We start from the raw sequence: 14659 nt of genomic DNA, 5'->3' as shown, positions 1-14659 counted from the left end.
GAGCAGGCCGCAGAAGACTGACTGTCGTAACCGACAGTGACCTTGCGGTGACTGGTAAATAGGGGCTCTGGAGGACATTTCAAGGGCGCGGCGGAAAAAATCTTCGCTCAGCGATCACGATGCTCGAACTCACCTTCGATGACATTCGGACGCGCCTGCCCGGAACGGGCTTGCAGGTCATCGGCGAACGCACGCTGGCGCAGCGCCTGCTCCTGGACCTTTTTACGCAGTTTGCCGACCACCAACCGGCGAACCGGCGGTAACAGGCAGAGCAAACCCACCACATCGCTGATAAAGCCGGGCAACAGCAACAGTCCGCCACCCACGGCAATCAGCAGGCCTTCGAGGACCTCCTGCTCGGGCATTTCGCCGCGCGCCAGCCGTTCACGGGCGCGCCAGGCAGTCGCGACGCCAGCCACGCGCAACAGCACGCTGCCGAGCACCGCCGAACCGATCAGCAGCAACAACGTTGGCAGCACGCCGATGGCGCTACCAACTTTGATCAACACCGCCAGCTCGATCAGGGGAAAGAGCAGAAACAGCAGAAAAAACGCACGCATGAAAAAGTCCTTGGATGGATCGACCGCCTGTCATTGCAACATGCGGCCGCTCACGGCGAAATCAAGCTTGGCTGACTTTCGGCTGGGGCCAGGTCTCGGCGCGGGCCAGCAAAACCAAGGCCTGGCGCACAGCGCCGGGGTTGTTACAGGATGTTGGAAACGCCAGCCAATGCAGGCTCTGGCCGATGCGCAGGTGAAAGCCTTCGCTGTCGATCCCGGCCAGCTCGGCCGCCGGCTCGCGGGGCAGACCGGCGAGCGTCACGTAATGGGCAATCGCGCTGGCGTGGTCGCTGTTCATATGCTCGACCATGCTCTGCTCCGGGGCGCCAAAAAACGGGTTGTCCAGAGCGACCTCATTGAGCCAGTGAATCGCGCCAAAGCCACCGATATAGCGTGAGCGCACCGGTTGCAGGCGCCAGAAATCGAAATCGTGGGTGCGGTGGTAGTCGCTCGCTTGCGGGAAGTAGCGATAGTAACGCTCCGCCGCCGCGGCGATGGCTGCCTCGTCAGTGATTTGCTGGGCTTCGGCCAGCACGGTCAGGCGACCAACGGCTTGCACGTCGTCGGCATCGCGCTCACCAACCAGCAACGAGCATTTAGGGTCTTTCTGCAGATTATGGGTGTGCTGGGCGATCCGGCTGATCAGGATCAACGGCCAGCCCTGCTCGTCCAGGCAATAGGGCACCACCGATCCGAAGGGAAAGCCAGGCATGGCCTTGGACTGAGTGGAGAGCACCCCGCTGTATTCCTTGAGTAGCAATTCTCGGGCATGCTTGCCGGCTTTCACGCTCACGTCAGACCTCCTCGCTTAGAATCCGTCAGAACGGACAGGGGCGCCCAGCATAACGGCTTCGGGCGCCATGAGGACAACCTCCACTACCTTAAAGGGGCAAGCCTTATGCAACTGCAAGATAAAGTCATCGTCATCACCGGCGGCGGCCAAGGACTGGGACGCGCCATGGCTGAATACCTGGCGGCTAAAGGCGCCAAGTTGGCACTGGTCGATCTTAACCAAGAGCGTTTGGACGAAACCGTTGCCGCCTGCAAGGCCGCCGGCGGCGAAGCCCGCGCTTATCTGTGTAACGTTGCCAATGAAGAGCAGGTCACCCATACCGTGGCGCAGATTGCCGAGCATTTCGGCGCCATCAATGGTCTGGTCAACAATGCCGGGATCATCCGCGACGGCCTGACCATCAAGGTTAAGGACGGCGAGCTGAGCAAGATGTCGCTGGCCCAGTGGCAGTCGGTGATCGACGTCAACCTGACCGGCGTATTCCTGTGCACTCGCGAAGTGGCCGCGAAGATGATCGAGCTGAAGAACCAGGGCGCGATCATCAATATTTCCTCGATCTCCCGCGCCGGCAACATTGGCCAAGCCAACTATTCCGCCGCCAAGGCCGGCGTCGCTGCCGATACTGTGGTGTGGGCCAAGGAATTGGCGCGTTACGGCATTCGCGTGGCCGGCGTGGCACCGGGTTTCATCGAGACTGAAATTCTCGCCGCGATGAAACCCGAAGCCCTGGAAAAAATGACTGCGGGCATCCCACTCAAGCGCCTGGGCAAACCCCAGGAGATCGCTCACTCGGTGGCCTACATCCTCGAGAACGACTACTACACCGGTCGCGTGCTCGAACTGGATGGCGGTCTGCGTCTCTGATCGAGCAACTGCTGCAAACAAAAACGCCGCTTACTCAGTAAGCGGCGTTTTTTTATGCCGGCCGATCGAGGAGGAAAAATCTTACCAGCCGACGCCGAAACCGAGGCTGTAGCGGGTCTCGTCGAGGTCGCCATCATTGGTGCCGCTGACGATGTCCTTCTCCGCCTTGAGGTTCAGCGAGGCCCAGTCGGTGACCTTGTAGCGCAGCCCGGCCTCGGCATCCAGGGCATAGTCGGCCACCCCCTCCAGCGGCTTGCCGACTTCGCCGCTAGTGAACAGCTCGACGGTCTTGCCCACCAGGTAGCGGTTGTAGTCCCACTTCATCCCCAGCGCGTAGAAGCTTTCCTTTTCGCCGTTGGCGTACTCATAGTCGGAGCGGTTGACCAGACCGGCCAGCGAGAAGGCGCCCAGCTCGTTGTCCCAGAACTGGTAACCCGGGCCCGTACCGACGGTGCGCTGACGCTCCAGATCTTCGATCTTGTCACGTTTGTAGCCAGCCCGACCCTGCCAGAACCAATGCTCGTCGAGAAACCGGTCGAGGGCGTAGTCGGTGCTCCAGTTATCGGTGGTCACCTCCTGCTCCTGTTTCTCGCGGTTGTAGTCAGCCTCCGCGGTGTGCCGCCAGCGGCCGTGGCGGGCCTTGGTCTTGAAGTCAACGTCGTAGTCATCGGTATCGGTATCGGCGCGTTTGTAGTCCAGGCCGGCGTCGATATTGCCCTTCCAGGTCAGATCTTCGACCAGCGGCTTGGGCTTCATGATCTGCTCGATGCTGGCCAGCTCAATGGTTTTCGGCGCGCCACCATTGGCCAGGGTGACTTTGCCCGGCTCGGCAGGTTTGAGAGCCTTGGCCTCCTCGCCAGTCACGTCGTCCTGTTTGATCAGCAGATGCTGATCGCTTTCCAGGGTGGCGACTTTTTTCCAGTCGAGGGCGATATTGCCACCGTAGTCGGTCGCCAAAACCAGCTTGCCACCATCGAAGACGCGGATGGTACCGGTCAGACGGTCACCATTCTTCAGCCATACGGTGTCCGCCAACAACGGCGCCGACGCTCCGGCCATGGCCAGGCACAACACGGTTTTGGACAACAGGTTCTTTGAGGTGGAAGCTGGTTTTTTACAAGACATAGGCGAATCGAAACTGCTCTGGTTCAAATAAGCCGGCCATTATCCGCAAGCCGGGCGTATGAGCAAGAACTGACCAACCTAACCGGACCAAGTTCAACGTCAATCACCGCGAACCGCCACAGAGCGCGGCTGTCGATAGCCTGACTCTGGCGGCATACTGTCGCTGAACTGCATCCCAATGGCCTGACGCCCATGCAAGCATCGCCACCCGATCCCTTCGCCTCCGACAGCCCCGAAGCCCGCCGTGCGGCGCTGTACCTGACGTTACAGCAGGTCCCCGCCGGCAAGGTGGTGAGCTATGGCGAGTTGGCGGCGATGGCCGGCCTGGGCCGCGCCGCGCGCTGGGTCGGGCGCACCCTCAGCCAGCTCCCCGACGACACTCGCCTGCCCTGGCACCGCGTGGTAGCCGCGGGTGGCCGTCTCAGCCTGCCCGCCGGCAGCGCGGCCGGGGCGGAGCAGCGCGCGCGTTTGCGTGCCGAAGGCGTGACAATCCATACCCAACGGGTGGACATGCGTCGGCACGGCTGGCGCCCAACTGAGCACAGCGGTTAGAGTGCGCCCTTTGTTCCGCCACACGCAGGCAGATCCACCCTCAATGCCCAGCAGAACCTGGCGCGCCGCCCTCGCCGCCTATGCCAGCCCCGCCACCTTAGCCCTGTTACTTCTGGGCTTTGCGGCAGGCCTCCCCTACATGTTGGTGTTTTCCACCCTTTCGGTCTGGTTGCGCGAAGCCGGCGTGGCGCGTGAAACCATTGGTTTCGCCAGCCTGATCGGCCTCGCGTACGCCTTCAAATGGGTCTGGTCACCGCTGCTCGACCAATGGCGCCTGCCGTTCTTGGGCGCGCTCGGCCGCCGGCGGTCCTGGCTAGTACTGTCGCAAAGCCTGGTGGTGGTCGGTCTGACCGGCATGGCGCTGTGCGACCCGCAGCAGCAGCTGCCCTGGCTGATCGCCCTGGCGGTGCTGGTGGCCTTCGCCTCCGCTACCCAGGACATCGCGGTCGACGCCTATCGCCTGGAAATCGCCGAAGAAAGCCGCCAAGCCGCGCTAGCCGCCAGCTACATGGCCGGTTATCGGGTCGCGGCGCTACTGGCGACCGCCGGCGCACTGTATTTCGCCGAGTGGTTCGGCTCCACCGGCCACAGCTACAATGCCTCGGCCTGGAGCGGCACCTATCTGGTGTTTGCCCTGTTGATGCTGCCGGCGCTGGTCACCAGCCTGTGGATGCGCGAACCGCCCGTTCCGCTGCGAACCCAGATGGCGGCGGCGCGTTACGACCTGGCCCATCAGCTGGTCTCGGTACTGGTGCTGATCGTGCTGCTGATCTCGGTACCGGCGCTGTTCACCCAGCTGTACAACACCAACTTCCATAGCGTGCTGTTCGAAGGCGTCAGCCTGTTCGAACTGCTCAAAGAAGACCGCGCTTTCCTGCGCGCCATTCTGTATCTGATCCTCACCTGCCTGTGCCTGTCGTCCATAGGCCGCCGCGGCTTGGCACCGGTACTCACGCCGGTCAACGACTTCGTTGTGCGCTACCGCTGGCAGGCCTTGTTGCTGCTCGGACTGATTGCCACCTACCGGCTATCGGACACGGTGATGGGCGTGATGGCCAACGTCTTCTACATCGACCAAGGCTTCACCAAGGAGCAGATCGCCAGCGTCAGCAAGGTGTTCGGCCTGATCATGACCCTGCTCGGGGCCGGCTTCGGCGGCCTGCTGATCGTGCGCTTCGGGATCATGCCGATCCTGTTCATCGGCGGCGTCACCTCGGCGGCCACCAATCTGTTGTTCCTGATGCTGACCGGGATGGGCGCGCATCTGCAGATGCTGGTCGTGACCATCTCCTGCGACAACTTCAGCGCCGGGCTGGCGACCGCGGCCTTCGTCGCCTATCTGTCGAGCCTGACCAACCTGAAATTCTCCGCCACCCAGTACGCCCTGCTCAGCTCGATCATGCTGTTGCTGCCGCGTCTGATCGGCGGCTATTCCGGGGTGATGGTCGAGAAATTCGGCTATGCGCAGTTCTTCCTGATCACCGCCCTGCTCGGCGTGCCGACCCTGCTGATGATCCTCTGGCAGTGGCACAGACCTTCGCAGCAGAGCGTCCCGCTGACGGCCACGCCACCCAGCGAGCAGTGACAAAAAAGCCGGACCCTTGTCCGGCTTTTTTACGCGCGCCGATTACTGCGGCAGCGGCTCCTGGATCATCCGGATCGTACGCTGCGGGAAGGGAATACCGACGCCCGCCTCGCCCAGCCGGTCGCGTGCCAACTCGTTGAACATGAACATCACGTTCCAGTAATCGGCGGTCTTCACCCAGACCCGCAGCGACATGGTGATGGCGCCTTCGCCCAGCATAGACACCACGGCCTCCGGCGCCGGCTCGCGCAGGACCCGCGGATCCTCGGCCAGCCGCAGCAGCACCTCACGGGCACGCTGCAAGTCGGAGTCGTAATTCACCCCGATATCGAACACCACCTTGCGGGTGGCCTGCCGGTTGTAGTTGGTGATGATGCCGTTGGACAGATTGCCGTTGGGCACGATCACCGTTTTGTTGTCGCCGGTACGCAGCACGGTGTGGAAAATCTGGATGCTATCGACCGTGCCGCTGACCCCCTGCGCCTCGATCCAGTCGCCGAGGCGAAAGGGCCGGAACAACAGGATCAACACGCCACCGGCGAAGTTTGCCAGGCTGCCCTGCAACGCCAGGCCGATGGCCAGACCGGCCGCACCGATCGCGGCGATGAACGAGGTGGTTTCGATGCCGATCATCGAGGCCACACTGACCATCAGCAGCACCTTGAGCACCACATTGGCCAGCGAGGAAATGAAGCCCTGCAGGGCCTGATCGGCACTGCGCAGGAGCAGTAGTTTGCCGAGCCGGGCCGTGAGTTTGTTGACCAGCCACCAGCCGATCAGCAGGGTAACCAGCGCCAGGGCGACCCGCCCACCGTACTCCAGAGCCAATGGCCACCAGGCTTCCGAGACCTTGACCAGGCGATCGACTTCCGCGCTTACATCCATAACATCCTCCTCAATATCGGTTGGCCGCGAATCAGGCCATAAAAACCGGCATTTCGGAAGCTGCGACGCCAGTCACCTGGGAAGGTTCCCCAAAACGGCCGGCGTACTGTTATCAATCGCGGAAGTTGTCGAACTGCAACGGCATACCAAAATCCTTGGCGCGCAGGTTGGCAATGGCCTCCTGCAGATCGTCGCGTTTCTTGCCGGTAATGCGCACCTGCTCACCCTGGATAGCCGCCTGGACCTTGAGCTTGGTGTCTTTGATATGAGCGACGATCTTCTTCGCCAGCTCCTTGTCGATGCCCTCGCGCAGCACCACCTCTTGCTTGACCACTTTGCCGGACGGATAGGCGTCCTTGAACTCCAGGCACTGCACGTCGATCTTGCGCTTCACCAGGCTGAGCTTGAGAATCTCGATCATCTGCTCAAGCTGAAAATCCGCACCGGCGGTCAGGCTGACCGTCAATTCCTTGAATTCGAAGCTGCCTTTACCGCGCAGGTCATAACGACGCTCCAGTTCCTTGGCGGCGTTATCCACGGCGTTGGTGACTTCGTGCTTGTCCAGTTCGGACACCACGTCGAACGAGGGCATGGTAGTTCTCCAGATAGACGGCGCGATCGAGTTCATGACCTGAACGCACCAGGCTTGACGTTGAAAATGCGCAGTCATTATATAGCTGCAAGGCAAATAGCGGCCCGTTAACAGAGCCGTCACCCACTTGCGCTACCCGGCTTGCCGGTATTTCCACTTCCCCTTGCGAGCCTGCCAATGCCCAACCCCCATCTCAGCATCCTGGTGGTGGACGACGCCAAGTTCTCCAGCGCCATGATCGGCCGGGCCCTCAGCCAGGCTGGTTATCAGGATGTGCGCTTCGCCAGCAGTGCCAGCGAAGCGCTTCAGCAGTTGGAGCAGCGCCCGGCGAGCGTGCTGCTCGCCGATTGGCTGATGCCGGAAATCGACGGCCTGGAACTCACTGCGCGCGTCCGCCAACTCGATGAAACCGCCGATCATTACACCTACGTGGTGCTCCTCACGGGCAAAGAAGGCGATAACGTGCTGAGCGAAGCCTTCGACCGTGGCGTCGATGACTTCATCAGCAAGGCGGCGATGAACGAACAACTCTTACCGCGGGTGTTTGCCGCCGATCGCCTGTGCAACACCCTGCAGCGTTTACTGCAGGAAAAGCGCCTGCTGACCGAGAACATCGCCTGTCTCGAAGAACGCAATCTGGTCGATCCACTGACCGGCTTGGGCAATCCGCGCTATCTGCAACAGAAGCTCGCCGATAGCCTGCGCCAGGTCGAATCGCGCGGCGGCGCAGTTTGCTATTTGCTAATCGGCCTGCAGAACGCGCCGCAATTGATGCAGCAATACGGTCCCGGCTTCCATGGCGAACTGCTGCATGGCATCGCCCGACGTCTGCAGCAGTTGGTGCGCCCCCTGGACGTGCTGGTGCGCCTGGACGACAACCACTTCGCCTTGATCACCCTGCTCGATGATCTGCAAGAGTGCTCGCCGAGCAGCTTCAAACGCTTGCATGAAGGCCTCAATCTCAAGGCCTTCAAGACCAGCGAAGGCTTCATCAACCTGCAGGCGGGCATCAGCCTGGTCGGCCTCGACGCCAAGGCCTTGCCGTATGATCCGTCCAGCTTGACCAGCCAGGCCGCTGAACTGCTCTCCGAAGCTTACAGCAGCGGCCGCGTGGCAGCCTTGCGCATCACCCGTCGCGACTGATGGCCTGGCACATACTCGGTGCCGGGAGCCTCGGCGGTCTGTGGGCCGCTCGGCTGGCCCGGGCTGGCTTGCCGGTGCGGCTGATTCTTCGCGACCGTAGCCGCTTGACGTCCTATCAGCGTCTTGGCGGCCTGACCTTGGTGGAAGACCAGCACGCCAGTCTCTACCCGATTCCTGCACAAACCACCGCCGATGCCACACCGATCCACCGGCTATTGCTCGCTTGCAAGGCCTACGACGCGGAAGAGGCGATCGCCAGCCTGGCGCCGCGCCTCGCCGCCGGCGCTGAACTGATCCTCCTGCAGAACGGCCTGGGCAGCCAGGACGCCGTCGCCACGCGGCTGCCGCGGGCGCGCTGCATCCTCGCCTCGAGCACCGAAGGGGCCTACCGCGATGGCGATTTTCGCGTGATCTTCGCCGGCCAAGGCTTCACCTGGCTCGGTTGCCCGACGCAACCCGCAGCGCCGCTCTGGCTCGCCGACTTGCATGCCAGTGGTATTCCCCATCAATGGACGGACGACATCCTGGCGCGCCTGTGGCGCAAGCTGGCGCTCAACTGCGCGATCAACCCGCTCACGGTGCTGCACAACTGCCGAAACGGCGGGCTCGCCGCCTATCCTCAAGAAGTCGCCGCACTCTGCAACGAGCTGAGCGAGTTACTTGAACGCTGCGCTCATCCGGCGGCGGCTGCGCAGCTGCGGGATGAGGTCGAGCGGGTAATTCAAGCGACCGCCAACAATTACTCGTCGATGTACCAGGATGTCGCCCAGGGTCGGCGCACCGAGATCGCCTATCTGCTCGACTACGCCTGCCACGCGGCGCAGCACCAGGCGCTCGAACTGCCGCACCTGCAGCGCCTGCAACAGCGCCTGCGCGCCTACCTCGCCGAGCGCGGATTGCCCACCCAGTAGCGGCGCGCTACCCTGCCGGTTCCCGTCTATCGCGATAAACCTGCCATGACCCTGCGCCAGCGCCTCGAAGACCTGCCGGTTGGCCAGAAACTGCTGTCTGCCGTATTGGTGTTGCTCGCCACCGTGTTGTTGGTGGCCAACCTCAGTTTCATCAGTGCCGCCTACTGGATCTCCCAGGAAAACATGGCTCCACAGGCCCTGCAGACGCTCGGTCGGTTGATCGCCAGTCCGGCGCTGAGTAACACCGCTCTGAGCTCGCCGGCCGCCGCTCAGGAGCTGCTGCATCGCCTCGACGGCTACGCGCCGCTGCGCGCCGCTGCGCTGTACGACAGCCAGGGCACGCTGATCGCCGAATTGCAGCAAGGCGAGCAATTGCGCCTACCCAAGCGCCTGGAAAAAATCGCCAACTGGCGCATCAACGAGTTTCGCGCCAATCAACTGATCGAACTGCCACAGAACGGCCTGCCATCCGGGCATCTGCTGCTGGTCGCCTCCAGCGAGCTACCCAGTGCCTTTTACTCCGGCACGCTGACGGCCAGCGTGGTGATCCTCGCCCTCAGCGTACTGCTCTGGCTGTTGGTGGCGCGGCAGATTCGGCGCCTGGTCACTCGGCCGATCCTGCAGCTCGAAGCCTTGTCGCGTCAGGTGACCCGCGAGGAAAACTACTCGCTGCGCGCCGGGCGCGGTAACCGCGATGAGATCGGTCACCTCGCCGATGCCTTCAACACCATGCTGACCCGCATCGAAGCCCGCGAGCAGCAGCTCAAGCGCGCCCGTGACGAAGCCCAGGCGGCCTTCGATCAGGCCCAGGGCCTGGCCGAGGAAACCCGCCACTCCAACCGCAAGCTAGAGCTGGAAGTGCAGGTGCGCAGCAAGATCGAGAAGAAGCTCACCGGCTTTCAGAACTACCTGAACAGCATCATCGACTCGATGCCCTCGGCACTCATCGCCCTCGACGAAGAGCTGTACGTCACCCAGTGGAATCAGGAGGCCAGCGCCCTGTCCGGCACGCAACTGGACGAAGCGTTGAACCAGCCGGTGTTCCTGGCCTTTCCCTCGTTGAAGTTCTATCTCACTCAGCTCAAGCGCACCGCCGAGCAACACAAGGTGGAGAAGATCGAGCGGGTGACCTGGAGCAAGGACGGCGAGCCACGCCACTACGCCCTGACGTTCTATCCGTTAATGGGCGGCAGCCTGCGCGGCGTGGTGATCCGCATCGATGACATCACCCAGCGCCTGTCGCTGGAAGAAATGATGGTGCAGTCGGAAAAGATGCTCTCGGTCGGCGGCTTGGCGGCGGGCATGGCCCATGAAATCAACAACCCGCTCGGGGCGATTCTGCATAACGTGCAGAACATCCGCCGCCGTCTGTCGCTGGAACTGGAGAAGAATCTGGAACAGGCCAACAGCGTCGGCGTCGACCTCGAACAGGTCAATCGCTACCTGCAGGGCCGCGAAGTGCCGCAGTTGCTCGACGGCATCCAGCAGGCCGGCTCACGGGCGACCAAGATCGTCACCCACATGCTCAGCTTCAGCCGCCGCAGCGACCGGCAATTGGCGCCCTGCGAGCTGCCGGCCCTGCTCGATCAGGCCGTGGATATCGCCGGCAACGACTTCGACCTGACCGAAGGCTTCGACTTCAAGGGCTTGGAGATTGTCCGCGAGTTCGATCCGCAACTCGGCCCGGTGCCGGCCACTGCCAACGAGCTGGAACAGGTCTTGCTCAACTTGCTGAAAAACGCCGCCCAAGCCATTCACCAGCGCGACAATGACACTCTGCCCGGGCGCATTGTCCTGCGCACCCGGCTGAATCCGCCGTGGGCGGAAATCCAGGTGGAAGATAATGGCGTGGGCATGCCGGAGCGGGTCCGCAAACGCATCTTCGAGCCGTTTTTCACCACCAAGGAAGTCGGCCAAGGCACCGGTCTAGGCCTGTCCGTTTCGTATTTCATCGTCACCAACAACCACAAGGGGCAGATGGAGGTGCAATCTCAGCTGGGCCAAGGCACCTGCTTTACCCTGCGCCTGCCGTTGGCGGCCAGCACGCCCGACGCCTGAACCACCTCGTTCACCCGCAAGCCACTTTCGAGAACACAGCATGGGTTACCGACTGACCAAGATTTATACCCGCACCGGCGATGCCGGGCAGACCGGCCTCGGCGATGGCCGGCGGGTGCCCAAAGACCATCCGCGCATAGAGGCGATTGGCGAGCTAGACCTGCTCAACAGCCAACTCGGTCTGCTGCTCGCCGCGCTGGCCGAGGAAGAAGCCATGTGGCCGGGCATGAGCGAGCTGCTCGACGTGCTCGGCCCTTGCCAGCATCGGCTGTTCGATCTCGGTGGTGAATTGGCGATGCCGGCGTATCAGGCGCTCGATCAGGCCGAAGTCCAGCGTCTGGAAACCGCCATTGACGGTTGGAATGAGGAAGTCGGACCGCTGGAAAACTTCATCCTGCCCGGCGGCTCGGCATTGGTGGCGCAGGCCCACGTGTGCCGCAGCCAAGCGCGCAGCGCCGAGCGCCGCTGCCAAGAGTTGAATGCCCTGGAACCGCTGGGCGCGGTCGCACTGGCGTACATCAACCGCCTGTCCGACCTGCTGTTCGTCGCCGCCCGGTTGATTGCCAGGCGCACGCAAATCAACGAAGTACTGTGGCAGGCAGCACCGAAACCGTAGTGATGTAGCCCGGATGCAATCCGGGGAGCGAAAATGCTCTGCTTCCCCCGGATTGCATCCGGGCTACATGTTCAGGCCGACAGGTTGTCTGGCCAGAACGCGCGAATCCCCGCCACGCCCTGCGCCCCGGTTTGCCAGGCGCGCTCACTGTCAGCTGCGCCAACGCCACCGAGCAGAAACACCGGCTGGCTGAAATTGGCGATCAACTCACGAGCGGCGTCCCAACCCAACGGCGTCGCCTCGGGGTGCGTCTCGGTCGCCTGTACTGGCGACAGGGTGACAAAGTCCACGCCCATACGCGCCGCCAACTCCAGTTCCTCGGCGCTATGGCAGGAGGCCGACAGCCAGCGGTCCACCGGGAACGGACGCCCGTGCGGCGCGTATTTGCGCAGTTGCTCGGCAGTCAGATGCCAGCCGGCGGCAGGAAAATCGCCCAGCCACTCCAGCGGCCCCTTGAGCATCAGTTGCGCCTTGCCGGCGCAAAGCCCCACGGCATCCACGGCCAGATCGCGATAATCCGGGCTGTACATGTTTGGCGCGCGTAGCTGAACCAGCTTGATGCCGCTGGCCAACGCGCGGCGCAAGCCCTCCAGCAACTCCTTGGGTTCAAGATTATCCGGGGTGATCAGATACTGGGATGGCAAGCGTGCCGCCGCGACGATCGGCCGATTGGCCGCCGGAAAATCATAATCGCCGAGCTGCCGCGGACCGACCCAGGCCAGCGGCTGACCCTCGGCGCCATGCGCCTCACCGTCGAACGCCGAGACTTCCCAGACATCCAGCAGCACATGCTTGTCCGAGTAATCATGGCGGACCTGGATCAGCGGGCGCGCGGCGGTAACCCGGATGCCCAGCTCCTCGGCCAGCTCCCGACGCAGCGCCGCTTGCACGGTTTCCTCGTCTTCGACTTTGCCGCCCGGGAACTCCCACAAGCCACCCTGGTGTTTATCGTTGGCCCGCCGGGCCAGCAGGACCCGACCTGCCGCATCGCGAATCACCGCTGCCGCTACATGGATGCGTTTCACCTTCAACTTTCCTCCAAGGCTGCCTCGAGCCAACGCTTGAAGGCTGGCCACTGGTAGATGGTATCGACATAGGCCGCCGCGTCCGTCGGCAAGGCGACGCGATAACTGCGCAGGCGGCTGGCCACGGGGGCAAAAAAGGCATCGGCGAGACTGGCATGGCCAAACAGATACGGGCCGTCCTGGCCAAACTGGGTCCGGCACTGCTGCCAGATTTCGACGATGCGCTGGATATCCGCGAGCACCTCAGCGGGCACCACGTCGAGCGCCTGATCGCGCTTGAGATCCATCGGCATATGACTACGCAGCGGCACGAAGCCACTGTGCATCTCGGCGCAGACCGCGCGGGCAATCGCCCGCGCATACTGGCCGCGCGGCCACAGATGGGCCTCGGGGAAGCGCTCGGCGAGGTACTCGCCAATTGCCAGAGTGTCCCAGATCGGACCTTCCTCGGTCTTCAGCAGCGGCACCTTGCCGCTTGGCGAGTGCTCGAGAATCCGCTCATGGGTATCGGCACGGTTGAGACGAATCAACCGCTCGTCATACGGCACGCCGGCTAGCTCCAGAGCCAAGGCGCTGCGCAGCGACCAGGACGAATAGGTTTTGTCACCAATCACCAATTCAAAGCTCATCTGCAAACTCCTGTAGTGCCTGAGAGAGAGCGTCAATAAAACGGGGCGCCGTAGCGCCCCTCGATTATCGACCCAAACTACGCCCGGCGTCGGGCACGCCGATCAGGTGCGGTACTCGGCGTTGATCTTCACGTACTCGTGGGACAAGTCGGTGGTCCAGATCGTCTCGCTGCAGTTGCCGCGGCCCAACTCGATGCGGATGCCGATCTCTTCCTCGGCCATCACCTTGGCGCCCTGCGCTTCGGTATAGGTCGCCGCGCGGCAACCCTGGCTGGCGATGCACACATCGCCGAGGAAGACGTCGATCTTGCTGACATCCAGTTGCGCGACGCCGGCCCGGCCGACCGCAGCGAGAATCCGCCCCCAGTTCGGATCGGAGGCGAACAGCGCGGTCTTGATCAGCGGCGAATGCGCCACGGCGTAACCGACGTCGAGGCACTCTTGATGCGTGGCGCCACCGTTGACCTGCACGGTAACGAACTTGGTCGCGCCTTCGCCGTCACGCACGATGGCCTGAGCAACCTCCATGCACACTTCGAACACCGCCTGCTTGAGCGCGGCGAACAGCGCGCCGCTGGCCTGAGTGACCTCCGGCAGAGCCGCCTGACCGGTGGCGATCAGCATGCAGCAGTCGTTGGTCGAGGTATCGCCGTCGATGGTGATGCGATTGAAGGACTTGTTCGCCGCATCGCGCAGCAAATCCTGCAGCACGCCTTGGGCGACCTTGGCGTCGGTGGCGATGTAGCCAAGCATGGTCGCCATGTTCGGTTTGATCATCCCGGCACCCTTGCTGATACCAGTGACGGTGACGGTCACGCCGTCCTGGACGAACTGCCGGCTGGCGCCCTTGGGCAGGGTATCGGTGGTCATGATGCCGGTGGCCGCAGCCGCCCAGTTGTCGACCGACAGGTCATCCAGCGCCGCTTGCAGCGCGCTTTCGATTTTTTCTACTGGTAGCGGCTCGCCGATAACCCCGGTGGAAAATGGCAGCACGGAGTTTTCTTCCACCTTGGCCATTGCCGCCAGACTGGCGCAGGTACGCGCGGCCGCAGCCAAACCTGGTTCACCAGTCCCGGCATTGGCATTGCCGGTGTTGGTCAGCAAATAGCGTACTGGGCCAAGCACACGCTTCTTGGCCAGGATCACCGGCGCCGCGCAGAACGCGTTGAGAGTGAATACGCCCGCCACGCTGGAGCCTTCGGCGCAGCGCATAACCACTACATCCTTGCGCCCGGGGCGCTTGATGCCGGCCGAGGCAATGCCGAGTTCAAAACCGGGAACCGGGTGCAGGGTAGGCAGGGGACCAAGACCAACAGCCATG

At 62.8% G+C, this 14659-nt stretch carries 14 protein-coding genes and 1 pseudogene; 7 read left to right on the top strand and 8 right to left on the bottom strand.

Annotation, left to right across the window (positions count from 1 at the left end):
• Window positions 1–107: 107 nt before the first annotated feature.
• Both NVV93_RS04325 and NVV93_RS04320 read right to left on the bottom strand, forming a co-directional pair.
• The gene (locus NVV93_RS04325; protein ID WP_258253220.1) at window positions 108–560 is read right to left on the bottom strand and encodes an FxsA family protein; all 453 of its coding nucleotides are present in this window, start codon (window positions 558–560) and stop codon (window positions 108–110) included.
• A gap of 61 nt (window positions 561–621) precedes the next feature.
• Window positions 622–1353: a HugZ family protein gene (locus tag NVV93_RS04320; protein WP_258253219.1), complete on the bottom strand. Its 732-nt coding sequence runs from the start codon at window positions 1351–1353 to the stop codon at window positions 622–624.
• Window positions 1354–1458: 105 nt separating this feature from the next.
• On the opposite strand from NVV93_RS04320, the gene NVV93_RS04315 reads away from it, so the two are divergent.
• Entirely contained in the window at window positions 1459–2217 is a 759-nt protein-coding gene (locus NVV93_RS04315) for an SDR family oxidoreductase (protein ID WP_258253218.1), read from the top strand.
• A gap of 81 nt (window positions 2218–2298) precedes the next feature.
• Here NVV93_RS04315 and NVV93_RS04310 read toward each other — a convergent pair whose 3' ends face one another.
• Window positions 2299–3306 (bottom strand): DUF481 domain-containing protein, encoded by a 1008-nt coding sequence (locus tag NVV93_RS04310; protein WP_258254287.1) that lies wholly within the window; start codon window positions 3304–3306, stop codon window positions 2299–2301.
• A gap of 228 nt (window positions 3307–3534) precedes the next feature.
• On the opposite strand from NVV93_RS04310, the gene NVV93_RS04305 reads away from it, so the two are divergent.
• Both NVV93_RS04305 and NVV93_RS04300 read left to right on the top strand, forming a co-directional pair.
• The gene (locus tag NVV93_RS04305; RefSeq protein ID WP_258253217.1) at window positions 3535–3894 is read left to right on the top strand and encodes an MGMT family protein; all 360 of its coding nucleotides are present in this window, start codon (window positions 3535–3537) and stop codon (window positions 3892–3894) included.
• Window positions 3895–3937: 43 nt separating this feature from the next.
• Entirely contained in the window at window positions 3938–5479 is a 1542-nt protein-coding gene (locus NVV93_RS04300) for an AmpG family muropeptide MFS transporter (protein ID WP_258253216.1), read from the top strand.
• A 42-nt stretch (window positions 5480–5521) separates the two neighbouring features.
• On the opposite strand, the gene NVV93_RS04295 is transcribed toward NVV93_RS04300, so the two are convergent.
• Together NVV93_RS04295 and NVV93_RS04290 are read right to left on the bottom strand one after the other, a co-directional pair.
• Window positions 5522–6364, bottom strand: coding sequence for a mechanosensitive ion channel family protein (locus NVV93_RS04295; RefSeq protein WP_258253215.1), 843 nt, complete (start codon window positions 6362–6364; stop codon window positions 5522–5524).
• Window positions 6365–6476: 112 nt separating this feature from the next.
• Window positions 6477–6956, bottom strand: a complete 480-nt coding sequence (locus NVV93_RS04290; protein WP_258253214.1) for a YajQ family cyclic di-GMP-binding protein — start codon at window positions 6954–6956, stop codon at window positions 6477–6479.
• Window positions 6957–7124: 168 nt separating this feature from the next.
• Between NVV93_RS04290 and NVV93_RS04285 the strand changes: the two are divergent.
• The 4 genes and pseudogenes from NVV93_RS04285 to NVV93_RS04270 all read left to right on the top strand — a co-directional run.
• Window positions 7125–8099: pseudogene (locus NVV93_RS04285) on the top strand (response regulator); the annotation flags it as partial.
• A complete protein-coding gene (locus NVV93_RS04280; RefSeq protein WP_258253212.1) occupies window positions 8099–9010 on the top strand; it encodes a putative 2-dehydropantoate 2-reductase in 912 nt (303 codons plus the stop codon). The pseudogene NVV93_RS04285 and the gene NVV93_RS04280, both read left to right, overlap by 1 nt.
• 45 nt (window positions 9011–9055) lie before the next feature.
• The gene (locus NVV93_RS04275; protein ID WP_258253211.1) at window positions 9056–11068 is read left to right on the top strand and encodes an ATP-binding protein; all 2013 of its coding nucleotides are present in this window, start codon (window positions 9056–9058) and stop codon (window positions 11066–11068) included.
• A 40-nt stretch (window positions 11069–11108) separates the two neighbouring features.
• The gene (locus NVV93_RS04270; RefSeq protein WP_258253210.1) at window positions 11109–11684 is read left to right on the top strand and encodes a cob(I)yrinic acid a,c-diamide adenosyltransferase; all 576 of its coding nucleotides are present in this window, start codon (window positions 11109–11111) and stop codon (window positions 11682–11684) included.
• Window positions 11685–11755: 71 nt separating this feature from the next.
• On the opposite strand, the gene NVV93_RS04265 is transcribed toward NVV93_RS04270, so the two are convergent.
• The 3 genes from NVV93_RS04265 to argJ all read right to left on the bottom strand — a co-directional run bounded on the left by NVV93_RS04265 (window position 11756) and on the right by argJ (window position 14658).
• Window positions 11756–12709 (bottom strand): Nudix family hydrolase, encoded by a 954-nt coding sequence (locus NVV93_RS04265; protein WP_258253209.1) that lies wholly within the window; start codon window positions 12707–12709, stop codon window positions 11756–11758.
• Between the two features lie 2 nt (window positions 12710–12711).
• Entirely contained in the window at window positions 12712–13338 is a 627-nt protein-coding gene (locus NVV93_RS04260) for a glutathione S-transferase family protein (RefSeq protein WP_258253208.1), read from the bottom strand.
• 102 nt (window positions 13339–13440) lie between these two features.
• Window positions 13441–14658 carry a bifunctional glutamate N-acetyltransferase/amino-acid acetyltransferase ArgJ gene (gene argJ, locus NVV93_RS04255; protein ID WP_258253207.1) on the bottom strand — a complete coding sequence of 406 codons (1218 nt, stop codon included), beginning with the start codon at window positions 14656–14658 and terminating at the stop codon, window positions 13441–13443.
• Window position 14659 lies beyond the last annotated feature (1 nt).

Origin of the sequence: Pseudomonas sp. LS44, assembly GCF_024730785.1 — a bacterium.
GTDB lineage: Bacteria > Pseudomonadota > Gammaproteobacteria > Pseudomonadales > Pseudomonadaceae > Aquipseudomonas.
Note: the sequence above shows the minus strand (reverse complement) of the source record. Positions and strands in the feature narration are given on the sequence as shown.